The sequence below is a fragment of the Mycobacterium intracellulare ATCC 13950 genome (assembly GCF_000277125.1).
Lineage (GTDB): Bacteria > Actinomycetota > Actinomycetes > Mycobacteriales > Mycobacteriaceae > Mycobacterium > Mycobacterium intracellulare.
Genome location: NC_016946.1, coordinates 2,030,415 through 2,051,082 on the forward strand (window position 1 = coordinate 2,030,415; position 20,668 = coordinate 2,051,082).

22 protein-coding genes are annotated in these 20,668 nt (G+C 66.6%); 9 read left to right on the forward strand and 13 right to left on the reverse strand.

Features of this window, described 5'->3' with window-relative positions; translation table 11 throughout:
• Positions 1-40 precede the first annotated feature (40 nt).
• Positions 41-949, reverse strand: a complete 909-nt coding sequence (locus OCU_RS34575; RefSeq protein WP_009956460.1) for an enoyl-CoA hydratase — start codon at positions 947-949, stop codon at positions 41-43.
• A gap of 123 nt (positions 950-1,072) precedes the next feature.
• Between OCU_RS34575 and OCU_RS34580 the strand changes: the two genes are divergently transcribed.
• The 3 genes from OCU_RS34580 to OCU_RS34590 all read left to right on the forward strand — a co-directional run bounded on the left by OCU_RS34580 (position 1,073) and on the right by OCU_RS34590 (position 4,396).
• Entirely contained in the window at positions 1,073-2,158 is a 1,086-nt protein-coding gene (locus OCU_RS34580; protein WP_014379760.1) for an NAD(P)H-dependent amine dehydrogenase family protein, read from the forward strand.
• Between the two features lie 44 nt (positions 2,159-2,202).
• Positions 2,203-2,814: a nitroreductase family protein gene (locus tag OCU_RS34585; protein ID WP_033715450.1), complete on the forward strand. Its 612-nt coding sequence runs from the start codon at positions 2,203-2,205 to the stop codon at positions 2,812-2,814.
• 385 nt (positions 2,815-3,199) lie between these two features.
• Positions 3,200-4,396, forward strand: a complete 1,197-nt coding sequence (locus OCU_RS34590; protein ID WP_009976182.1) for a cytochrome P450 — start codon at positions 3,200-3,202, stop codon at positions 4,394-4,396.
• Between the two features lie 353 nt (positions 4,397-4,749).
• On the opposite strand, the gene OCU_RS34595 is transcribed toward OCU_RS34590, so the two are convergent.
• The gene (locus OCU_RS34595) at positions 4,750-5,475 is read right to left on the reverse strand and encodes a helix-turn-helix transcriptional regulator (protein WP_014379763.1); all 726 of its coding nucleotides are present in this window, start codon (positions 5,473-5,475) and stop codon (positions 4,750-4,752) included.
• A 92-nt stretch (positions 5,476-5,567) separates the two neighbouring features.
• Here OCU_RS34595 and OCU_RS34600 point away from each other — a divergent pair, with 92 nt between their 5' ends.
• Positions 5,568-6,335: a DUF2249 domain-containing protein gene (locus tag OCU_RS34600; protein ID WP_009976185.1), complete on the forward strand. Its 768-nt coding sequence runs from the start codon at positions 5,568-5,570 to the stop codon at positions 6,333-6,335.
• A 29-nt stretch (positions 6,336-6,364) separates the two neighbouring features.
• On the opposite strand, the gene OCU_RS34605 is transcribed toward OCU_RS34600, so the two are convergent.
• From OCU_RS34605 to OCU_RS34620, 4 genes are all read right to left on the reverse strand, one after another.
• Complete coding sequence (locus OCU_RS34605) at positions 6,365-6,556, reverse strand: ferredoxin (RefSeq protein WP_009976187.1); 192 nt, start codon at positions 6,554-6,556, stop codon at positions 6,365-6,367.
• Positions 6,557-6,593: 37 nt separating this feature from the next.
• On the reverse strand, positions 6,594-7,067 hold the full coding sequence (locus tag OCU_RS34610; protein WP_014379765.1) for a hemerythrin domain-containing protein: 474 nt from the start codon (positions 7,065-7,067) through the stop codon (positions 6,594-6,596).
• Positions 7,068-7,099: 32 nt separating this feature from the next.
• On the reverse strand, positions 7,100-7,540 hold the full coding sequence (locus OCU_RS34615) for an OsmC family peroxiredoxin (protein WP_009976189.1): 441 nt from the start codon (positions 7,538-7,540) through the stop codon (positions 7,100-7,102).
• A 198-nt stretch (positions 7,541-7,738) separates the two neighbouring features.
• Positions 7,739-8,719 (reverse strand): Acg family FMN-binding oxidoreductase, encoded by a 981-nt coding sequence (locus OCU_RS34620; protein ID WP_014379766.1) that lies wholly within the window; start codon positions 8,717-8,719, stop codon positions 7,739-7,741.
• Positions 8,720-8,849: 130 nt separating this feature from the next.
• Between OCU_RS34620 and OCU_RS34625 the strand changes: the two genes are divergently transcribed.
• The 4 genes from OCU_RS34625 to OCU_RS34640 all read left to right on the forward strand — a co-directional run bounded on the left by OCU_RS34625 (position 8,850) and on the right by OCU_RS34640 (position 10,984).
• Positions 8,850-9,584 carry a helix-turn-helix transcriptional regulator gene (locus tag OCU_RS34625; RefSeq protein ID WP_014379767.1) on the forward strand — a complete coding sequence of 245 codons (735 nt, stop codon included), beginning with the start codon at positions 8,850-8,852 and terminating at the stop codon, positions 9,582-9,584.
• Complete coding sequence (locus OCU_RS34630; protein WP_036458617.1) at positions 9,577-10,014, forward strand: group III truncated hemoglobin; 438 nt, start codon at positions 9,577-9,579, stop codon at positions 10,012-10,014. Before OCU_RS34625 ends, OCU_RS34630 begins: the two co-directional genes overlap by 8 nt.
• 132 nt (positions 10,015-10,146) lie before the next feature.
• Positions 10,147-10,500, forward strand: coding sequence for a ferredoxin (gene fdxA / locus OCU_RS34635; protein WP_036458618.1), 354 nt, complete (start codon positions 10,147-10,149; stop codon positions 10,498-10,500).
• Between the two features lie 55 nt (positions 10,501-10,555).
• Positions 10,556-10,984, forward strand: a complete 429-nt coding sequence (locus OCU_RS34640) for a hypothetical protein (protein WP_014379770.1) — start codon at positions 10,556-10,558, stop codon at positions 10,982-10,984.
• Between the two features lie 175 nt (positions 10,985-11,159).
• On the opposite strand, the gene OCU_RS34645 is transcribed toward OCU_RS34640, so the two are convergent.
• The 4 genes from OCU_RS34645 to OCU_RS34660 all read right to left on the reverse strand — a co-directional run bounded on the left by OCU_RS34645 (position 11,160) and on the right by OCU_RS34660 (position 15,451).
• Positions 11,160-11,627 (reverse strand): GreA/GreB family elongation factor, encoded by a 468-nt coding sequence (locus tag OCU_RS34645; RefSeq protein ID WP_009976198.1) that lies wholly within the window; start codon positions 11,625-11,627, stop codon positions 11,160-11,162.
• Between the two features lie 86 nt (positions 11,628-11,713).
• Positions 11,714-12,991, reverse strand: coding sequence for an NAD(P)/FAD-dependent oxidoreductase (locus OCU_RS34650; protein ID WP_036458620.1), 1,278 nt, complete (start codon positions 12,989-12,991; stop codon positions 11,714-11,716).
• Positions 12,992-13,126: 135 nt separating this feature from the next.
• Positions 13,127-13,747: an Rv1733c family protein gene (locus tag OCU_RS34655; protein ID WP_052315298.1), complete on the reverse strand. Its 621-nt coding sequence runs from the start codon at positions 13,745-13,747 to the stop codon at positions 13,127-13,129.
• A gap of 180 nt (positions 13,748-13,927) precedes the next feature.
• A complete protein-coding gene (locus OCU_RS34660) occupies positions 13,928-15,451 on the reverse strand; it encodes a PucR family transcriptional regulator (protein ID WP_014379774.1) in 1,524 nt (507 codons plus the stop codon).
• A 330-nt stretch (positions 15,452-15,781) separates the two neighbouring features.
• On the opposite strand from OCU_RS34660, the gene OCU_RS34665 reads away from it, so the two are divergent.
• Positions 15,782-16,879 carry a 3-keto-5-aminohexanoate cleavage protein gene (locus tag OCU_RS34665; RefSeq protein WP_009976203.1) on the forward strand — a complete coding sequence of 366 codons (1,098 nt, stop codon included), beginning with the start codon at positions 15,782-15,784 and terminating at the stop codon, positions 16,877-16,879.
• Positions 16,880-16,913: 34 nt separating this feature from the next.
• On the opposite strand, the gene OCU_RS34670 is transcribed toward OCU_RS34665, so the two are convergent.
• The 3 genes from OCU_RS34670 to OCU_RS34680 are packed head-to-tail and all read right to left on the reverse strand — an operon-like array spanning position 16,914 to position 20,634.
• Complete coding sequence (locus tag OCU_RS34670; protein ID WP_009976204.1) at positions 16,914-17,684, reverse strand: slipin family protein; 771 nt, start codon at positions 17,682-17,684, stop codon at positions 16,914-16,916.
• Positions 17,681-18,307, reverse strand: a complete 627-nt coding sequence (locus OCU_RS34675) for a hypothetical protein (RefSeq protein WP_008255516.1) — start codon at positions 18,305-18,307, stop codon at positions 17,681-17,683. Before OCU_RS34675 ends, OCU_RS34670 begins: the two co-directional genes overlap by 4 nt.
• Positions 18,308-18,309: 2 nt before the next feature.
• Positions 18,310-20,634, reverse strand: coding sequence for a nitric-oxide reductase large subunit (locus tag OCU_RS34680; RefSeq protein ID WP_014379777.1), 2,325 nt, complete (start codon positions 20,632-20,634; stop codon positions 18,310-18,312).
• Between the last annotated feature and the right edge of the window lie 34 nt (positions 20,635-20,668).

Sequence of the window (20,668 nt, forward strand, 5' to 3'; positions counted from 1 at the left end):
GCGTGGCGCCGCGGGCGAGTTATTGGTCACCGGCACAACGTTAGACGCTGGACCGGACCTGATCTTTCACGGCCAAGACAACCGGGGGAGCGCTCCGCCAGTTCGGCACCCCTTGCGCCTCGCCGGCGGTGGGGAGCTTGTCCTCCCGGATCTGGGCCCAGTGCGAGTGATTCAATTGGTGCAACGCGAAACACGACTGCAGCGCGTTGTAAAAACCCATGTTGTCGACTGATTGGTTTACCGACTCTTTGATGAGCAGGGCCGCCATCGTGGGCACCTCCGCGATGCGTCGCGCCAACTCGAGAGTGCGCTCGGCCAGTTCGTCGCGCCGGAAGATCTTGCTCACCATGCCGAGCCGGTAGGCCTCTTCGATCCCGATCGCGTCACCGGTGAGCATGAGCTCCTTCGTGCGCCGCGGTCCGAATTCCCAGGGATGGCCGAAGTATTCCATGCCGCACATGCCCAGCCGCGTGCCTACCACATCGGCGAAGCGCACCTCTTCGCTGCCCACGATGAGGTCACAGGCCCAGATCAGCATGAGTCCCGCCGAGAACACGTCGCCGTGCACCTGGGCGATGGTGATCTTTCGTAGGTTGCGCCAGCGCAGGTTGTTTTGAAAGAAATAGTGCCATTCCTGCAGCATGGTCCGCTCCGCTCCATCGCGCGTACCGCCGTTGATGGTCACGGTGGGGTGCTGGCCGGGCCCGGGGCCGAACTCGGCACGCGCCTGCTTGGAGCCGATATCGTGGCCCGACGAAAACATCGGGCCCTCGCCGGCCAAGACGACGACGCGGACGTTGTCATCGGATTCGGCGCGGGCAAACGCCTCGTCGAGTTCGACCAGCATGCCGCGGTTTTGGGCGTTGCGCTGGTCGGGGCGGTTCAGCGAGATCCGAACGATCATGCCGTCGTCGAAGGTCTCCCACTTCAAGAATTCGTAATCGCTCACCGTTCGCCCCTTCGTCCCGCATCCGGTAATGGTGTTATCTCTATATGAGAAGATATGTTCTCACAGGTCGGCGGGCGACGACCGGAAGGGGTGCCGATGGCGGACGGTCGAGGTAAGCCGCGAGTGATCCTGTGGGGTCCTGGTCAGGTCGGCATCGGCGCGTTGCGTGCCCTCATCGCCCATCCCGGCCTGGAGCTGGCCGGCGTCGTGGTGCACGCGGAAGCCAAGGACGGCAAGGACGCCGGCGACCTGTGCGGGATGCCCGCGACCGGCGTCATCGCCACGCGGGACATCGGGGCCGCACTATCGGTGGACGCCGACGTGGTGGCCTACTTCGCGTCGGGTGACTATCGCTACCACGACGCGGCGGTGGACATCGCGCGCTGCCTGCGCGCTGGCAAGCACGTGGTGTGTACCTCGTTGGTGCCCATGTGTTATCCGCCCGCTGCCGACCAGGAAACCGTCGAACTGCTCGAGGCGGCCTGCGCGGAGGGCGGGACCAGCTTTTTCAACAGCGGTGTCGATCCGGGCTGGGCCAACGATGTGATCGCGCTGACGATGACGGGCTTCAGCAGCCGTGTCGACGGCATCACCATGCTCGAGATGCTCGATTACGGCCCGATCCGTCAACCCGACATCATGTTCGACTTCATGGGGTTCGGGCATACCCCCGATCATCCGGCGCCGCTCTTCGACCCCGACCGCCTCGCCGCGTTGTGGGGACCCACCGTGCATCTGGTCGCGGATGGTGTTGGCCTGCCACTCGATCGCGTCGAGACGACGATCGAGAAATGGTTGGCGACAGAGCGTTACGAAGTGGCGTCGGGGTGGATCGAACCGGGAACCATGGGAGGAATGCGATTCAAGCTCGCCGGAATGGTCGGTGGAGAGGAACGCGTTGTGCTGGAACACATCACCCGAATGGGCGACGGTGCCGCGCCGGATTGGCCGCGGCATCCATCACCGCTCGGTGGCTACCGGGTCATCGTGGACGGCCTGCCCACCTACACCGTCGACATCGAGATGCACGGCCGCGGGGACAACATGCGCGGCCTGACCTACGCGACGGTTATGCGCGAACTCAATGCCATCCCCGCGGTGATGGCCGCACCAGTTGGTTTGCTGTCCACCCTCGATCTGCCGTTGGTCACCGGTCCCGTGCGCGGTGGAACCTGGCGGGGCGTGCTGCCCGCAAAGGCGAAGCTGTGAGCGAACAACCGGTCCCGCCCGCATCGGTGGATCTATGGGAGATCATGCGGACCGCGTCGGCGGTACGGCGCTATCGCGACGAACCCGTCTCCGACGAGGCCGTCGACGCTTGTCTGCGTGCGGCGAGTTGGGCTCCGTCCGGCGGCAACCAGCAGCCGTGGAAGTTTGTGGTGCTGAGATCGAGCGCTCTGCGCGACGTGGTCACGGCGGCGGCTCACAAGACATGGGACGTCATGACCGAGTTCTATCGGCTTTCGATGCCCGAGGACGAGGCTGACGACCCCAAGTCGCGCGTGCTGCGCGCGATGGCTGAGCACATGAGCGTCGGTGGCGCGGCGCCCGTGCTGGTGCTGTTCTGTGTCCAGCCGCAGCGGGGAACCACCGAACTACAGCAGGGAGGCTCGATCTTTCCCGCCGTCCAGAACTTCCTGCTGGCGGCGCGGGCGCAAGGCCTGGGCGCGGCGATCACCCTGTGGCACGGGTCCTGCGAGGATCAGCTGCGGTCCATGGTCGCAATCCCTGACGACTGGCTCATCGCGACTCTGCTCACGGTGGGCTGGCCCAAGGGGGGACACCACGCGGTGCGGCGCAAACCGCTTGATGAGGTGGCGTCGATCGATCGTTGGGATCAATCCTGGAGCAAGAGGATGGCGTGAGGGACCCAGCGGTAGAAATCGCGCTGCTTCAACAGCATTCCTGTCGCCAATGTGCGGGCGGCCGCGTGGTCTGACGCGCCTCACCCGGTCGACGGGACGCGAGATGAGCCGGCCCACCTACTGCTTAGCGGGGGGTGAGTGAGCACGGCTGGCGTTACATTTGCCTGTGCTAGTGTAACTGCGTTGTCGCAACGGGCCGACGGGAAACTGATGACCGCTGAGCAAGTCATGCCTGCCGAGATCGCCGCAGGGAGCCACAACGACGTCGGCGAAGTCATGAGCACTTCGCTTACACCGCGACATTCGACATCGAAATCGTGCAGCCCGCCGCCGACGGCGTCGGTCCCATTCAGCTGAACAGCCCTGCAGCCCCGACGGAGTTCTGATGACCGTGCCCACCGCCCCCACCGAATCCGACCTGTACTACGACCCCTACAACATCGACCTCAACATGAACCCCTATCCGGTGTTCGCCCGGATTCGGGAAGAGGCGCCCCTGTACTACAACGAACAGCACGACTTCTACGCGCTGAGCCGCTACGACGACGTCAACAAGGCGGTCATCGACCACGAGACGTTCATCTCCGGGCGCGGAGCCCTGCTCGAGATCATCAAGTCGGGCATGGAAATACCGCCGGGCACACTGATTTTCGAGGATCCGCCGATTCACAACATTCACCGCAACCTGCTGTCGCGGGTGTTCACTCCGCGCAAGGTGCTCGCACTCGAGCCGCAGATCCGCGAGTTCACCGCGCGGTGCCTGGATCCGCTGGTCGGGTCGGGTCGGTTCGACTTCGTCAACGACCTCGGCGAGCAGATGCCCATGCGCGTCATCGGCATGCTGCTGGGGCTCCCGGAAGACCGGCAGCGGCAGATCACCGACCACGGCGAGGAGACCCTGCAGGGGAAGACCGTCGACGCGCTGGCCACCGGCGAGGTGTTCGCGGAGTTCGTCGACTGGCGCGCCGAACACCCGTCCGACGACATCATGACCGACCTTCTCAACGCCGAGTTCGAGGATGAGACCGGCACGGTGCGCAAGCTGCGCCGTGACGAGCTGTTGATGTACCTGACGGTTATCGCCACGGCCGGTTCCGAGACCACCACCCGCCTGATCGGCTGGGCCGGTAAGACGCTGGCCGACTACCCGGATCAGCGCCGTGATCTGGTGGAGAACCCGGGACTGATTCCTCAGGCGATCGAGGAGATTCTGCGGTGGGAACCGCCGGCGCTCCAGATCGCCCGCTACGTCACCCGCGATGTCGAGTACTACGGCCAGACCGTGCCGGAGGGTTCGGCGATGCTGATGCTCGTCGGCGCGGCCAACCGCGACCACCGCCGGTTCCCGCCGGACGGTGACGTCTTCGACATCTACCGGGAACAGCGTTCGCACATGACCTTTGGCGCGGGCACGCATTTCTGCATGGGCAACGCGCTGGCCCGCCTGGAGGGTCGGATCGCGTTGGAGGAGATCCTCAAGCGTTTCCCGGCGTGGGAGGTCGACTGGGCCAACGCGGTGCCCTCGGAGACCGCCGCGGTCCGCGGCTGGGCCGCCATGCCCACACTCGTTTCACGTTCCTGACGTCAACGCCGGGATCGAACGTCCCTTACCTGCTTGACCATTGAGGCGCTGCCGCAGAGTGTCAACGGTTAATCCACGCCGCCACCACGCCTTTGAGGCGCCGGGCATGCCGTGCGCCCCCGCGCATTCGGGGCGAGACCGCCTCGGCTCGAGCACCCGTCGGCCCATGAGCCGCAGTGGCTGACGAGGCCCGGGGACAGTCGTCGCCAAGGTGTCCTGGCCGACTACGAGGCCGTCGCTGACATCGACGCTTTGGCCCGCGGTATCGGGCCGGCGGTGGCACACCTGGTAGCGATCAGCAAGCAACGCAAGCGAACACGCGGTCGCCGGGGATCATCGCTGGTCGCCAACGTCTAACCGGACCGCGGCCGTGGCGCAGCGTCATCATGCCGCACAACGGGATCGGGCAGGAACAACCTGCAGGATCCGGGTTCGGCGAACGGGATGAGACCGAGGCCCGGCGCGTCGGTGGCGCCGAGCTGCTCCAGCATTCCCTCGACAATCCCGAGGTGGACCTGACAGACGATCGTCGGATAACGACGGGCCGCGTTCAGCAGGGGACACCGGCGCAGTGCGATGCCTCGCCGCGCGTCGGGGTCGTCGTCGGGCGCGAAGCCGAGGCGGGCCAACGCGTCGAGCACGGACTGCCGCGCATCGTCGCCGGTGCGGCCGCACTCGTTGATGAGTTCGCGGCCCCACTCGACGCCGGCCGCACGCGCGTCGCGCTCCGGGTGCGCGCTGGTGCGAGCCAGCTGTCCGGCCAGCGCGGTCGCCAAACCCGCGTAGTCACGCGTCGCCACCGCGGGGTCGGCGGCCGATGCCCGGTACAGCGTGGCCGGACGTCCGCGTCCGGGTGTCCTGGCGGTGGAGCGTTCGACGAGCCCAAGCTCGACGACCGCGTCGAGATGTTCGCGAACGGTGTTGGCGTGCAGGTCAAGAGCCGCGGCGGCGTCAGTGACCCGGACGGGGGAGTGTGCGCGCACGTAGTCGAGCACCCGCAGCCGCTGCCCGGACAGCGCCACGGGCGCCACCAGCACCGGCGTCGGCCGGGGGCCCAGGACGACCGGCTCTTTTTTCACGGAATTTATTGTAGTAAATTGTTGGGCGATGCACCTAGCGCAATGAGCCGCACCCGCTCGGCGAGCGTCAGCTCAACGGAAAGGAACCGAAAATGCCGGCCAACGATGTGATCGTGGCGTCCACAGCTGCCGATGCCGAGGCGGTCGAAGCCATCACCAGTCACCACGCGCAACTCGCCGGGCAGCTGGCGGTGCTTACCGATGCGATGGTGTCGGCGGTCGAGCGCGGTGCGGACTTCGAGCCGACACGCGTTGCCGCCCTTGCCTTCCTGGCCGGTGAGTTGCTGCCGCACGCGGCGGCTGAGGAGGAGCGCCTGTACCCGGCCGCGACCCGCACCCAGCGCGCGCGGCCCCTGATCGAATCGATGATCGCGGCGCACCGCATCATCGGCTCCCTCGTCGACGGCATCCGCACGGAACCGCCGGTGCGCGCGGCCGGTTCCGCCCAAGCCCTGCGGGTGCTGTTCGACGCGCACCTGGTCGACGAGAACGAGCGGATTCTGCCCATCGTCGCCGCCGACCCGGACGTCTCCCTGGTGGAGGTAACCCACGGCATGCACGAACTCCTCGGCCACCCGCATACCACCAATGGCGCCGAGCCATCACACAACTGCGGCTGCGGCGAAACCGATGCCGACGATCCCGTGCTCGACGTCCGCGACGTGCCGCATTCGATCCGGCACGCGACCGTGTTCGGCGCGTTCGACGCGGTTCCGGATGGCGGCGCCCTGGTGCTGGTCGCTCCCCACGACCCGATCCCGCTGCTGCGCCAGCTCGACCACCGGACGTCGGGGCGACTCGAAATCCGCTACGAGCAGCGCGGTCCGGAGGCTTGGCGGTTGCGGCTGATCAAGCGGTAAGGGGCAATACGCGAAACCGCGCGGGGCGTCTAGTCTTCGCGGGACAGCGCCGCGCGCGGACACGCCGCGACGGCCTGCTCGGCGAGCGCCTCCTGCCCGGCGGGCACGGGGTCGGTGAGGACCACGGCGTATTCGTCATCGTCGAGCTCGAACACCTGGGGGGCGATGTTCACACAGAAGGCGTTGCCCTCACAGCGATCACGGTCCACTAGCACGCGCATTGAGAATCCTCCTTCGATACGTCAGCGGGCTGCGTCCTCACGCGTTCGCCTGCTGGCACACCCACCCGTCGGGCGTGCGTCCGGCCTCGATGAACCGGGTCAGCTCCGCGCTTGTTTGCGGCGGCAGGTCGGTGTCGGCGTTCGGATAGATGACCGGCTCCTCTTTGGAGTTGTGCTGGTGGAGTTGATCCAGCAGCTGCGTGCACGTATCCCTCAGTCGCGGAACGTCGTTCCCGTCGGCGAGCAGATCCTCCAGCGTGTTCATGGTGTGCCAGAGCTGACCGTGCTCGCGCATCATCACGAAGATCGGCATCACGATCCCGGCCTCCCGCAGCGGCGGGAACAGGAAGATTTCCTCTAGGTAGATGTGCCGGCGCAGGGCTACCAGGGTGTCGGTCAATAGTTCGCGCTGCAGGCCGCCGCAGTCGAGCTTTTCGATGAAAGCCTCTATCGCGTCATCGATTTCGCGGTGTTCTCGCGTCAACTCGGCAGATAGCGTCGGGCTGGTCATTCGCATCCCCTCTGTGTCGGGCGGCTTCTGTTCTAGTCGAGTTCGGCGTCGACGCTGATCGTCGCTCCGGCGAACAACCGCGACACCGGACACAGTGCCGCGGCCTGGTCCACCACGGCGGCAAAGGATTCGGCATCCAGGCCGGCGACGCTGGCCTTGACCTTCAGCTGCGAGGTGGTGATCGTCGGAACACCATCGACCGCATCCAGGGTCACGGTGGCGGTGACCTCGAGTCGCTGTGGCGGAGTGTGGTTCTCGCCCAATTTCAAGGCCAATGCCATCGAAAAGCACGACGAGTGTGCGGCCGCCGCGAGTTCTTCGGGGCTCGTCTTGCCTCCGGGCTGCTCGGTGCGAGAGGCCCAGGTCAGCGGCAGGCCGTCCAGCGCTCCGCTGCTGCCCTGCGACAGTTTGCCTTCGCCCGACGCCAGCGGGCCTTCCCAGGTGGTCCGCGCCGCCCGTTCCGCGATGCTCATAGTCCGCGATCCCTTTCTCCGTTGCGTGGCATTTATACAAGTGCTATTTGTGCAAACCCTAGCCCGTCACCGTGCGCGTTGGCCAGCATCGTCATGGCCCGCCTGGAGCGGGATTCGCAGGGGAACCGTCTCGATCATCGCGATGACTGCGGCGCGGTCGTCGGCGATCGGCGCGGTAATCCCTACCATGGCTAAGACTCAACGTGTCCGCCGCAACACGTCGGCGAGCGCGCGCCGCGGCGTGGGCGGCGGGGCTGCGTCGAGCGCCGGCGCGACACCCACCCGGATCAAGACCTGGGGGAGGTCGGTGTGACCCGTGACCGCCGCCAGCAGTTCACGGCTGACGGACAGTTCCGTCAACTGCGACACCGGACACGTGGCCAAGCCGGCCATCGTGCATTCCAGGAGGACACTCGATAGCACTTCGCCGCACGCAAACGCGTTGGCGTGGCTGTCATCTTCGGTGGACAGCATCAAGATCTTCGAGAAGTCCCGCGTCACCCCGGCACGCCGGTCCGGGTTGCGGGTGAAGGGGAAGTGGCGATTGACGCCCACCCGATCCGCTTCGGCGGCCGAGATCAACGAGCTGTAAGGGATCCCCTCCGATACCTCGAACGGTGCTGTCCACCAATCGAGTTCGACATGATACGAGGAGTCATACAGGCGCAGCGACTCGGTGAACTCGGCCGCTTCGGCCAGGCGCGGACGCATCTCCTCCGGCAGTACGTCCAAGCGCACCACGCCCGCGTCGATCCTGCCGCGGAGCAAGCCCTCGAAGGATTCCCAGTCGAGCGGCGCGAGGAACGGGAGCCGATCGGTCCGACGCTGCAGGATCGCGTCGGCGCGGCGACGCTGGTGGTCGGTCACGCCGTCGGACGGGGCGAAGCTCACCCTGGCCAGGTGCCTAGGGTTGCCCGGCTCGGGAAAGCGTTCGACTTCGGCGGTCCAACCCGCGGCCGCCATCGCCGCCCGGAGGTGTTCGAGCGCACCGCCGCAGCTGATGTGGGCCTCGCGCATCGATCGATCCGCGTGCACGACACGGCTCGTGTCGAGCAGCAGGTCCAGCCCAGCGCCGTCGGCCACCCATCGCCACGGTTGGGTGTTGTACAGCGACGGGGCGCGGCAGGCCAACCGGACCGCATCCTCGATGACCTTGGTTTCCACCATAGTGTCGAACACGACGCACCTCCGGCTTCTCCGCTGGCCCAAGGCCGTTCGCTGGGGAGGACGACTCGGACATCCAGTGCTACTATTAATGAATATTATCCTCCAAATTGCTGGAAGGCAACCGGACGAGAGGATGGATGGGGTGGGCGAGCGCACCGGGACCGAGGCCGGACGGCCGCACCGCGCGGCACAGAACCGGCAGCGCCAACGAGTTCTTGAACTGGTGCGTGAGCATGACGGACCGGTCGATGCGACCGAACTCGCCGCACGGCTTGGGCTGCACACGACGACCGTGCGTTTTCACCTCGACACGTTGTGCGCCGAGGGACTTGTTGAGCGGACTCGGATCACGCGGACCGGTGTGGGACGTCCCCGCACCGGCTACCGCGCGGTGCGCGAGCGGCTGGACTATCGAATCCTGGCCGAAATATTGGCATTGGAACTCGGCGATACCGCCGACAAGAGGCGCCGCCGCGCCGAAGCCGCCGGCCGGCGCTGGGCCGAGCGGATCACCGACGACGTCCCGCACGAAGACCCTGTGGGACACCATGTTCCACGCGACGCGGCACCGGCGGAGGATGCTGAGGAGCGTTCGGCGATGATCACGACGGTGTTCGCCAGGATGGGATTCGCTCCCGAGCTGGTTCCGGCCCAAAAATCGACCCGCCGCAACCGGCGGATAATTCGTTTGCACAGCTGCCCGGTCCGTGATCTGGCCCGTGATCACCCCGAGGTGGCGTGCGCGCTGCACCGGGGCCTCCTGCAGGGCCTGGCGGGCCCGGCTAAGCCGGTTGGTTCGGAGCCGGGGATGCACGTCGAGCTGGAGCCGTTCGTCGAACCCGAATTGTGTCTTGCCACGGTGACCGCGCATGACTGAGGTGTGCGCCCCGGTGGGCCAAGCGGACGCAGATCTGGTCTCCCGCGCGGACATCGAGGCACTGTTGCGCCGGTTTTACGGCCGGGTGATGATCGACGACGTTCTCGCCGAGCCGTTCGCGGAGTTGCGGAGCAAGGGCCTCGAGTCGCACATCCCGGTGATGGCCGACTTCTGGGAGACCGTGCTGTTCCGCGCCGGACTGTACCGCGGCAGCGCCCTGCACGCCCACCGTCATGTCAATCAACGAAGCCCGTTGGGCGGCAGTCACTTCGTCCGGTGGCTCACCGTGTGGAACGGCACCGTCGACGAGATGTTCCGGGGCCCGATCGCCGAGCGCGCGAAGATCCAGGGCGCCCGGATCGCCTGGGCGATGCACCGACGGCTGACGGGCGCGGACTCGCCGGAGCTAGACATCCTGGTGCCGCGCTGAAGCGCTGACACAGCCGCCGGGGGGGGCAAGGTGCCTTCAGTCCGGGTCGCGTTCACGGTTCGTGGTTGCGTGTCGGTCATCGGAACCAGGTCCATCTGGTTTATACAAGCCGACTTGTGTAAACTCTACGTCATGGCATACGTGATAGGAAAGCCATGCGTAGACGTGATGGACCGGGCCTGCGTGGAGGAGTGCCCGGTCGACTGCATCTACGAGGGTGGCCGGGCGCTGTACATTCATCCCGACGAGTGCGTGGATTGCGGGGCGTGCGAACCCGTTTGCCCCGTCGAGGCGATCTACTACGAGGACGACCTGCCCGAAGAGTTGCAGCCGTACCTGGCGGACAACGCGGCGTTCTTTTCCGAAACGCTTCAGGGCCGTGACGAGCCGCTGGGGTCGCCGGGCGGGGCCGCCAAGATCGGCCCGCTCGGTGTCGACACACCGTTGGTGGCCAACCTGCCCAAGCAGGAGCCCGAGCCGGCGTGAACACGGTCGTGATGCCACGCGAGGAACCAGTGGGCCACCGACGCGGAATCTCGTGATGAACGCCGAGGGATCGATTGCCGTCGCCTTGACCTTCGTGTGGTTGGGAATGGTGTTGGCGATCTCATTTCTGGAAGCACCGTTGAAGTTTCGCGCGCCCGATGTGACGAGGCGGATCGGGCTCGGGATCGGGCGCCTGGTCTTTCGCGCGCTCAACAGCGTCGAGGTCGTCTTCGCCGTCATCCTTGTGGCGGTGATTCTGGCCAAACCTCCGCCGGCGGGCGTCATCGCGGCACTGCTGACCGCCTTCGCGACGCTCGCGGCGCAGTTGCTGGTCGTGCGACCATTTTTGAACCGGCGTTCCGCCAAGGTTCTCGCCGGCCTTGATGCGCCGCGCTCACGCGGTCACTACGCCTATGTGGGCCTGGAGGCGGTCAAGGTGATCGCGCTGGTGGTCGCGGGCGTGCTGCTGCTCGCCACCCCGTGACGTGAATCCCCGTCTCGGAGCGTGCTTTTGAAAAGCCCCACGAACACGCGTGGCCGGGTGCTTCCTCGAGTATCACATTCGCCCATACGCGACGGCCATCAACAGGAAGATCCCCGCGACCAGAAGAAACATCGTCGCCAACGGGTCGATCACATCGAAAATCATGGAATCGCCATCAGCTGATGCCGGCTAGGTGAACGCCGTAGGGGACGGCCTTCAGCAGTGTGACGGTGAGCGCGACACCGCTGGGCAGCGTATAGGTGCGCTGCTCGCCGGGACGCGCACCGGCGATGGCGGCGCCCAGCGGTGATCGGATCGAATAGACCTCCATGCCACCGTATTCGGCGCCGCGCACGCTGAACAGGAACGTTTCGACCTCGCCGGTGTCGTCGTAGCGGATGGTCAAAACCATTCCGGGCTCGGCGATCCCGTCATCGGGCGGGTCCTCACCGACGACCGCATCGACCAACAACTCATGGATCCGTCGGATGCGCACCTGCCACGCACGCTGGACGGCGATCGAATTCTCGTCATTGGCGCTACCGACGGCGTTGGTGTCACACAACTCCCGCAGCGTCGCCAATTCCCGCTGAAGCCGCTCGTAGGCCTGCGGTGAAATCCATGCGGGTTGAGTGCTGGTCATATCTTTTCCCTTTCTTCTGACAGCGTTGGAGCGCGCCCGAGAACGTGCTCGCGGGCGAGGATTCGCGGGAGGCTTGCTTTCCGGGGTTAACGGGTGGCGTGACGCAGGGTCCGGTGCCGCGGGTCGAATTCGGCGAGAGCCTGGGGCTGCTTGCCGGTGGTGATCTGTTCGGCCAACAGCCGCCCGGTCACCGGGCCGTGTGCCAAACCCCACATGCCGTGCCCGCCGGCCACATACACGCCACGTACCAGCTCACCGATCAGCGGGCGGCCATCGGCGGCGACCGCGCAAGCACCGGCCCAGACATTGCTGCGCGCGGCCCAATCCACCCCGTCGAGTAGGGAACTGGCGTCGGCGGCGATGGCCTCCACCCGCTCGCGTGGGTGCGGCTGGTGGTGTCGGCGGAGTTCCAAGGCGCCTGAAACACGCAGCGCCCCTTTGTAGGGCGTGCACGCGACGCGAATGTCCGGCAGGTAGATCGGCGCCAGTATCGGGCGGTCCATCGGCACGGTGAACGAGTAGCCGCTCTGGGCCTGGACGGGGACGCGCAGCCAGCGGCCGGCCAGCCGCGACAACCGATCACCGGTGGCGATGACCGCGGCATCGGCGGTCAGCGGGTCGCCGCGGCGCGGGTGCACCACGGCCCCGTGATTCCAGCCGTGGACGTCGTCGACTTCCAGCCTGTGCATCGCCGCCCCGCGGGCCATCACCGAGCGGCCCAGGGCTTCGACGAACCGTCGCGGGTCGACGAACCGCTGTCCATTGATGTTCAGCCCCGCGGTGACTTCCGGGGAGGCCAGGGGCACTTGCTCGCGCAGCGCCGCGCCGGAGAGCGCGGTGACATACATTGGCTGTCCGGCGTTTTCGAGCTGCTGCAGCGATTCCAGCATGCGCTGCGCCTCTTTGGTGCTGCGAAACAGCGCGGTGATCGGCGCGTCGGTGACCGGTGCGTCGACCCCGTTGGCGATCAGCACGTCGAAGGCTTCGATGCAGTCCTCGTTGAGCGCCACGCCGGCGCGCAGGGCCCGCTGCGACGACGCACGCCGATGAGGCGCGGACAGCTGGATGAAAATGGCCCCCAGGTGCGCGCCGAGGGTCGACGGCAGCTGCGGCGGCATGGCCGGCTCGCGAACGGCCTGCCATTCGTCGCGCAGCACGCCGGCGGGCTGGAGCGGAAAAGTCAGTGCCGGGGCGATCCATCCCGCATTGCCCCATGACGCGCCCGCTGCAACGCCCGCGCGGTCGACCACCGTGACGTCGACACCACGTTCCTGGAGGAACCACGCCGTGGACAACCCGGCGACGCCGGCGCCCACGACGATCACGGATCTGGGCCCGCCGTCAATAGATTCGACGCCACCCATCGCGCACCTCCGCAACTGATCTTCTGACTGGTGAAGTCCATGGTGGTGTGGACGGGTGCCGCGGTGGTTGCCGGAATCCGACAATGCGGGACTGGGCCGTTGTGCCGAACCGACAACGCCGTTGCTGCCGTTACCTCATCGATGCCCAACTAGGCTGTCGAAGTCCCGTTGCCATCGGGCGTAGCGCGACCGGTCGAGGGCGACACGGACGACGCCGAACAAGCCCGCCGCCAACAAACTCACGGTGGACCAGGTCGCCACGGCGAACGCCACCCCCGCGTCGACAGCGGTCCGCACCGCTGGGCGCACCGGGGTGCCCTTGCCATCGACCCAAATCTCAAACGCGTCACCGGACTTCACGTTCAACGGCGCGGAAACGTCACCGGTGTGCTCGATCCCGTCGACCGACCATCGTGCAGGCATCGTCACCGTTGGGCTTTCGAGATCCCTGCGCGAGTGGCTGTCGCCGATGGACGTCGCGGTCACCTGCCGGCGAGCCTGCTCGGCGTGAACGCGGCTGCTGGACTCGTGGACGGCGGTGCCCACGGCAGCCCCGATGGGAACCCCCAGCAGCGAGATCGCGACGGCCAACACCAACACCAGCGCCTCCACCCGGTCGCTGGCGCGTATCAGCGGGTTGTGCCCGAACAACCGCGAGGACAGTCCCCGCGGCAACGGCACGGTGAAGCTCTCCATGGCGGCGCCATCGTCCGGGTCGCCTGCGGGCCGAAGATGATCGGGACGGTGGGTGCTCATCGGATGTTTCCTATCGACGGGTCGGCGCGGGCTTTGATCGCACACGGCAGCCGGAAACACGCCGCCACTGAAACCGGCCACGGGTGACAACCTCATGATGGCGGGCATGATCGCCACAGGGTTTGCCGAGCCAAGACAACCGGGCCGCGGCGCTTTGTCGGATCCCGACAGCCCCGTCGGTCAGTCGGTGTCGGTTGCCGCGAGCTCGATCATCATCGCCAGCCGCTTTCTGGCGTCGTCCAACGACAGGTTGGTGAGCTCGGCCATTTTGCGCAGCCGGTAACGGACGGTGTTCTCGTGCACTCCCAGGCGTTCGCCGGCCTCGGTCGGGTCGCCCTGGGCCTGTAGCCACGCTCGCAGCGTGAGCACGTAGTCCGTGCCGTTGGCCTGGTCGTGGCGGCGCAGTTCGGCCACCGGTCCGCGGGTCGGGGCGCGCCCTGAGCGTGCCGCGGCTCGCAGCCGCTGCAGCAGGATGTCGTCCCACGACTCGTCGTAGGCCGGCGGCGCGGCGGTCGGCGACATCTCGTGCAATGCCAGGCATTCGTCGGCCTCCTGGCGGGCGGCGGCGAGGTCCGCCAGCTCGGCCACACCGCTGATCCCGGCGATCACCGTCACCCGCTCGGGCAGGGCCGCGTGCAAAGTCGTCACCCAGCGCCGCGCCGTCGCCGCGTCCTCGCCGGGGAGCACGGTGTAGACGATATTGCCCGCCAACGCGCTGCGCCCCGGCCGTGACCAGCCGAACCCCGTGGTGGCGCGCTCGAACGCCAACAGCAACGCCGCATCGCGGTCGGCCCCGACGAACGCCTGCACCGCGATCACGCGCAAACCGTTGTGCGCCAGGCCCAGCCTGCTCGCCACCGTGGACGCGTCGGCCGCGCCCTCCAGCAACCGGATCACCAGTTCGGACTCGACCTGGCGCTCCAGGTCGGCGCTCGCGCGTGACCGCAGCAGGTGCAGGGCCACGGTGTGCGCGCCATCGGCCAGGGCCCCGCGCGCCGCGTCGTCCAGCGGCGCCGGGCATGCCACCCACACCGACCCGATCAGTTCCGCGCCGGATCGCACCGCGACCACCATGCGTCCGGTCAGGCCCTGGTCAGGGGCCTCGGCGATAAACAGCGGCTCGTCGGAGACCGCCAGGTGAGCCAGCACCCCACGCGCCTCGAACAGCGCGCGTAGTGGTTCCGGCGTCTGCCGTCCAAGGATCGTCTCGACCCGTGCCGGGTCTGCATGTTGCTGCAGCCTCGAGTACGCCAACACCCGCAACAGACGGTCGTGGATGACGACGGCGCTACCGATCGCGTCTGCCAAACTATCGGCCAGCGCGAACAGATCGGTTGGGCCGCGCCCGGATTCCGTCTCGCGACCTTCCAGCACCAGGCCGTAGACCACCGCCGCGACCGCGCTCCATGACACCGCCTCGTCGATGACCATCACCGCGCCGACACCGGCGTCACTGTCAAAGGTCACCGGTGCGTCACGGTCGCGCAGCACCACCACGATCGCGCGGGCCGACGCCGCCCAGCGCACCGCCTCGTCGTGGGAGCCGGCGCCGATGGCCAGCAAAACGTCGCCGACGACCGGCCGTTCGGTGGGCGGCTCGTGGACGACCACGCTGCGCAGCTCGGTCGAGCGGGGCACCGACGACCAACGCAACCGGACGCCATACCCACCCAGGACGTTCACCAGGCGGTCCAGTGTGATCATGCGCCGGCTCCAACGGTGTGCAGAAACGAGAGGTAGGTGCCTTATATTGTGCCCCGGATCGCGAGCGGTAAGCCGATTGTGGCTGCGGAGTCGGAATTCGCAGCGGTCTACCGCGGGTTTCGGCCGGACCGCCCTAGGCGGTCAGCCGCAGTGAGGCAAGCCATTACGCCGCGCCAGCCGTCCCATGCGGTCCGTTCTGGTCAACGCGCCCGACGACGTCTAGACTTTTCACAATTTCATTTGTAAAAACATAGGGCGGGCATGTGCCGCGCGGGCCGCGATCAGCCACCGGCCGGCGATGGGCATCTGCGAAGAAAGGGCAGCGGCGCAATGAGTTTTCGCGACGACGGCAAGGTGTACCTCGAAGTCGGGGTCAACGAAGACGCCAGCAAGGATGAAAACCCGAATGTGCCCTACGGCGCCGAAGAGACGGCGCGCGACGTGGTCGAGTGCATGCAGCGCGGAGCCACCGCCGTCCAATTCCATGCCCGCTACGACGACGGCCGGCAGGCGTGGGCCGACGACGAGGTCTCCCGCACCATCCTGGCTGCCGCGGCCCGCGACGTCGACCCGTTGGCCTACCCGGGCTACGCCGGTAGCCTCGACCACATCTGGGCGCTGGCCGAGCACCCACCCGCCGGTACGGGACTGCTGCTCGCGCCGTTCGACCCCGCCCAACACGTCAAGCGTGTGCTGTGGCAGGAGGACGAAAACCAGTTCAAGACGGTCGGTTTCGACGATTCGAACGGTTCGCAGCCGTCTTACCCGCCCGAACTCGACCGGTTCACCAAGCTGGGCCTGGTGCCCAGCATCGGTGTGTTCAACGACGTCGACTTGCGCTGGGTGATACTGGCGGCCCGCATCGGGATCTTGCGGCAACCGCTGAACATCAAGTTGTTCTTTTCCGATCGCTGGGTCTCCTATAACGATCCCGACCCCGATGTCCTCGATTACCTGGTCTCGCGCATCCCGAAGTGGATCGACCACGAGATCGTTGTCGTTCCGTATGCGATGAGCTCCGCCGAACGGCGCCAAGAGCTTTGGGAACATGCGCTCAACCGCGGGCTCGGCATCCGGGTGGGCATCGGGGATTGCCCGACGATATCGCGGACGACCACCAACGCCCAGCTGGTGGATCGCGCGGTCAACCTCGTGACCAAACGGGAACTCACGCCCGCCACGCAGGATGACGTACGCGCCCGCTTCGCCGCGGCCGAGGTGGATGAAAGCGAGTTGGTAAGGGTCGTCGTCAACCGGAACCGGTGTATGGGATGGGGCGTCTGCTACTCGCACGCGCCAGAGATCTACCAACCCGATGCCGAGGGCTACTGTGTCGTCGTGAAGCCCCACGTCGACCCCAGCCTGCTGGAGAAGGCCCTCGAGGGCGCGGCGAGCTGCCCGGAACGGGCGATCCGCGTCGAGGTGTGACATCGCCTCGCGGCCGGACGATGCCCAGCGAGGATCACGGCGGGGGTGTCACCGAGCGCTGCAGGAAAGGCGTGAGTATGTCGACGGGCAGTGGGAAAACCACGGTCGAATTCTGATCGGCGCCCAACTCCAAAAGTGTTTGCAGGTACCGGAGTTGAAGCGAGGCCGGATTCTTCGACAGGGTCTCGGCGGCCTGGCTCAGCTCGTCGGACGCCTGTAGTTCGCCGCGGGCGTTGATGACCTTGGCACGGCGTTCACGCTCGGCTTCGGCCTCCCGGGCCATCGCCCGCTGCATGGATTCGGGGATCTCGACGTCCTTGATTTCCACGACCCGGACCTCGATCCCCCAGGGCCGGGTCTGCGCCTCGATGATGGTCCGAAGATCGTTGTTGAGGTCCTCGCGTTGGGCCAGCAGGGTGTCGAGGTCCGCGCGGCCCAGCAGCGAGCGCAGGGTGGTTTGCGCGATCTGTGAGGTGGCCACCGCGTAGTTCTCCACGGCGAGAATCGCTTTGAGCGGGTCGACCACCTGAAACATCACCACCGCATTGACCCGGGCGGGCACGTTGTCGCGGGTGATCACCTCCTGCGGCGGGATGGTCAATGTCACCACCCGCTGATCGACCCGAATCATCTTGTCCACCAACGGAATCAACCACCGCAGGCCCGGCCCGTACAACGGGCGGGCATGGCCCATCCGGAACACCACGCCACGCTCGTACTCGCGCACCACCGCAAGCGAAAGAAATGTCAGCACGACCACCAGCACCGCGATTGTCACCCCGGCCACCCACAGCAGCGCGCTCACGTCGCCGCGTCCTTCTCCGGTCGGCCCGCGCCCCAGCGGGTCGAATAGCGGTCGACCGCGAGAGCCGCCTGGTCTTCCAGCGCGGAGCGGTGCGCCACGTGCCCGGGAGCGTTGGACGGGGTACGCCACAAATGGCCCGCCAGCGGCGTCCCCGCCGCCAGGGCGATGGCTATGACGCCGATCAGTACCAGCAGGTCGGCGGGGGAGTGCAGCCTGGCAAGCATCACCAGCGGCATCACCACCCCCAAAGCTGCTACGCAGCAAGCGATGCCGCGGTGAAAGCGTCCGGCTTCGGAATGCGGCCAGGGGTCGATTTCGCGGCTGATCTCGCGCCCGTGCTCCGAAGTCGTACAGGTCGATTTGACCGGGCAGCTGTTGCACACGCTGGGCTTGGCCCGGTAACGCATCACTCGGTGCTTCGGATCGAAGGAACTCGGCCACAGCCAGTGGTCCTCCGGGCACACCCACGCGTCATGGTCGGCGTGGTAACGGAATTGGCCGCTACGCCACTGCGCGGCGCGCTGCGACACGCGCCGTGCCATCGCGTCGACACCCCAGGCGGTGGCCACCAGTGCCAGTGCGTACCCGGCAACCAGCCATGCCGCGGCGGTGGGGGATGTCATCGTCAACCCTTCTGCGATGCAGCCGGAGTCGGGTCGAGTTCGGTGTAGAGCGGATGTTCGTGCAGCTCGTCGCTGGTCGGCGCGCGTCGGACGTTGCGTATCGCGGTCCACGCGATCCAGACGAACGGCAAGACACCGCCGAGGATGAAGACGAAATCGCCGGGCAGCCGCAGCCATTCGATCAGCGAGTTGCCGGGACGGGTGAGGTAGCCCAGCGACCGCGCCTCGAAATACCCCGTGCTCACGGAGTGGTACAGCTGCAACACCCCCAGCGGCAGCAAGGTGGCGAACACCATCCACGCCAGCCCGATGTTCATGCACCAGAAGGACAGCCGCGCCCACTTCTCCGGCCACTTGTCGGCCGGGATCGCGTAACGGAAGGCGAACATGGCCAGCCCGACGGCGAGCATGCCGTACACACCCATCATCGCTCCATGGGCGTGGTTGGCGGTCAGGGCGGTGCCGATCTGGTAGTAGGACACGATGGGCAGGTTGATCAGGAACCCGAAGATGCCCGCGCCCAAGAAGTTCCAGAATCCAACCGCCACCAGGAACATGACCGCCCAGCGATGCGGGAACGGTGTTTCGTGGCTTTGTTGGCGAGATCCCAGCTGCAGGAACGCCCAGGCCTCGACGGTCAGGAAGGTCAGCGGGATCACTTCGGCGGCGGAGAAGAACGCGCCCAGCGCCATGTGTTCCACGGGCGTGCCGGAGAAATACAGGTGGTGCATCGTCCCGATCACACCGCCGGCGGAGTACAGGATGATGTCGAGGAAGATCACTCCGAGCGCGATCCGCTCGCGCACCACCCCGAGCAGGACGAAGATGTAGGCCACCATCACGGTGGTGAACAGCTCGAGGAAGTCCTCCACCCACAGGTGGACCACCCAGAACCGCCAGAAGTCGGCCACCGAGTAGTGGGTGTCGTGGCTCGCCAACAGGCCCACGGCGTAGAAGGCCGGGATCGCCAGGCCGGTGAAGAAGAACATCCACGGCAGGTTCATCTTCGACTCGCCCTTGAGCTTGCCGCGGATGCCGCGCCAGATGATCGCGATCCACAGGAACAGGCCGACGGTCAGCAGGATCTGCCACAGCCGCGGCAGGTCGAGGAATTCCCACTGCTGGGAGAACAAGCCACCCGCGGGAATCACCCCGTAGATCGAGAGGGCCTCGCAGATCAATGAGCCGCCCACCACCAAGACGAGCGCGCCCAGCAGCCCGTACACCAGCCAACTCTGCCGTCGCGGTTCCCGGCGGCTGATGAAGGGCACCAGGAAGATTCCCCCCGCCAGAAACGCGGCCGCCGTCCAAAACAGCGACAACTGCACGTGCCAGGTGCGGGCGAGGTTGAAGGGCAACAGCTTGGCCAGATCCAGCCCGTAGAACGCCGACAGGTCGGCGCGGTAGTGCTCGACGGCGCCACCCATCAGGGTCTGCGCCAAGAACAGCACCGAGACGATCGCGAAGATCCAGATCGCGGCGCGCTGCGAGGCGGTCAGTCCCACCTCGCCGGGCTGGCGGAACGACAACGTGGATGCCTCCGCGCTGTGCCACCCGATCTTCTGGCTCCACCGCCCGTACACGGCGAACATGATGCCGGTCCCGCCCAGCAACGTGACCAGCGACAACACCGACCACACCACGATCGATGCGGTGGGCCCATTGTCGACCCGCGGCTCGGCCGGCCAGTTGTTGGTGTAGCTGTAACTGTGACCCGGGCGCTCGGCCGCGGACGCCCACGCCGTCCACGCGAAAAACGCGGTGAGGTCATGGATGTCGGCCGTGCTGGTGATCATGTGCGGCAGCAACCCGTACTTGGTGGAGTTCTCGCCGAAGTAATCCGCGTAATGCTGTTGGAGATGGTCGAAGGCGGCCGCCTGCTTATCGGTGAACACCAACGTCTTGGTGTCGGCGTCGTAGCGGTTGGTGCGAAACTCGGCCACCACCCGTTCCTTCGCGTCAGCCGCCCCCTGTGCCCGCCATTGCGCGGCCACATCGTTGGTCGACATGCGCAGATATTCCGCGGTGTAGTCGGGACCGAGGTAAGCGCCATGCCCCAGCACCGACCCGTACTGCATCAGGCCGCGCGCCTGATAGAGCTCTTGGCCGCGGGTGATCTGGGTGTCGGTGAACAGCACCTTGCCCGACTCACTAACAACGTTGGCCGGCAACGGCATTGAGGCGGTGTAGGTCCGGTACACCAAGATGCCCATCACCAAGAACCCGAAGATCATCACCAGCGCCACGCCCTGAGCCCAGCCCTTGCCGATCAACGACGCGGCGGGTGCCGGTGTGGAAGGTCGTGACGGTGCTGATCGGATTGCCATGTGCCGGTGCGCTCCTCGGGCTGAGTGAGGGAGG

Coding starts and splice junctions, on each gene's coding strand:
- OCU_RS34590 (WP_009976182.1), top strand. CDS start 3,200: ATGACCGTGCCCACCGCCCCCACCGAATCCGACCTGTACTACGACCCC.
- OCU_RS34615 (WP_009976189.1), bottom strand. CDS start 7,540: ATGAGCATCGCGGAACGGGCGGCGCGGACCACCTGGGAAGGCCCGCTG.
- OCU_RS34680 (WP_014379777.1), bottom strand. CDS start 20,634: ATGGCAATCCGATCAGCACCGTCACGACCTTCCACACCGGCACCCGCC.
- OCU_RS34665 (WP_009976203.1), top strand. CDS start 15,782: ATGAGTTTTCGCGACGACGGCAAGGTGTACCTCGAAGTCGGGGTCAAC.
- OCU_RS34655 (WP_052315298.1), bottom strand. CDS start 13,747: ATGAGCACCCACCGTCCCGATCATCTTCGGCCCGCAGGCGACCCGGAC.
- OCU_RS34650 (WP_036458620.1), bottom strand. CDS start 12,991: ATGGGTGGCGTCGAATCTATTGACGGCGGGCCCAGATCCGTGATCGTC.
- OCU_RS34630 (WP_036458617.1), top strand. CDS start 9,577: ATGACTGAGGTGTGCGCCCCGGTGGGCCAAGCGGACGCAGATCTGGTC.
- OCU_RS34660 (WP_014379774.1), bottom strand. CDS start 15,451: ATGATCACACTGGACCGCCTGGTGAACGTCCTGGGTGGGTATGGCGTC.
- OCU_RS34675 (WP_008255516.1), bottom strand. CDS start 18,307: ATGACATCCCCCACCGCCGCGGCATGGCTGGTTGCCGGGTACGCACTG.
- OCU_RS34645 (WP_009976198.1), bottom strand. CDS start 11,627: ATGACCAGCACTCAACCCGCATGGATTTCACCGCAGGCCTACGAGCGG.
- OCU_RS34605 (WP_009976187.1), bottom strand. CDS start 6,556: ATGCGCGTGCTAGTGGACCGTGATCGCTGTGAGGGCAACGCCTTCTGT.
- OCU_RS34640 (WP_014379770.1), top strand. CDS start 10,556: ATGAACGCCGAGGGATCGATTGCCGTCGCCTTGACCTTCGTGTGGTTG.
- OCU_RS34585 (WP_033715450.1), top strand. CDS start 2,203: ATGCGGACCGCGTCGGCGGTACGGCGCTATCGCGACGAACCCGTCTCC.
- OCU_RS34610 (WP_014379765.1), bottom strand. CDS start 7,067: ATGACCAGCCCGACGCTATCTGCCGAGTTGACGCGAGAACACCGCGAA.
- OCU_RS34600 (WP_009976185.1), top strand. CDS start 5,568: ATGCCGGCCAACGATGTGATCGTGGCGTCCACAGCTGCCGATGCCGAG.
- fdxA (WP_036458618.1), top strand. CDS start 10,147: ATGGCATACGTGATAGGAAAGCCATGCGTAGACGTGATGGACCGGGCC.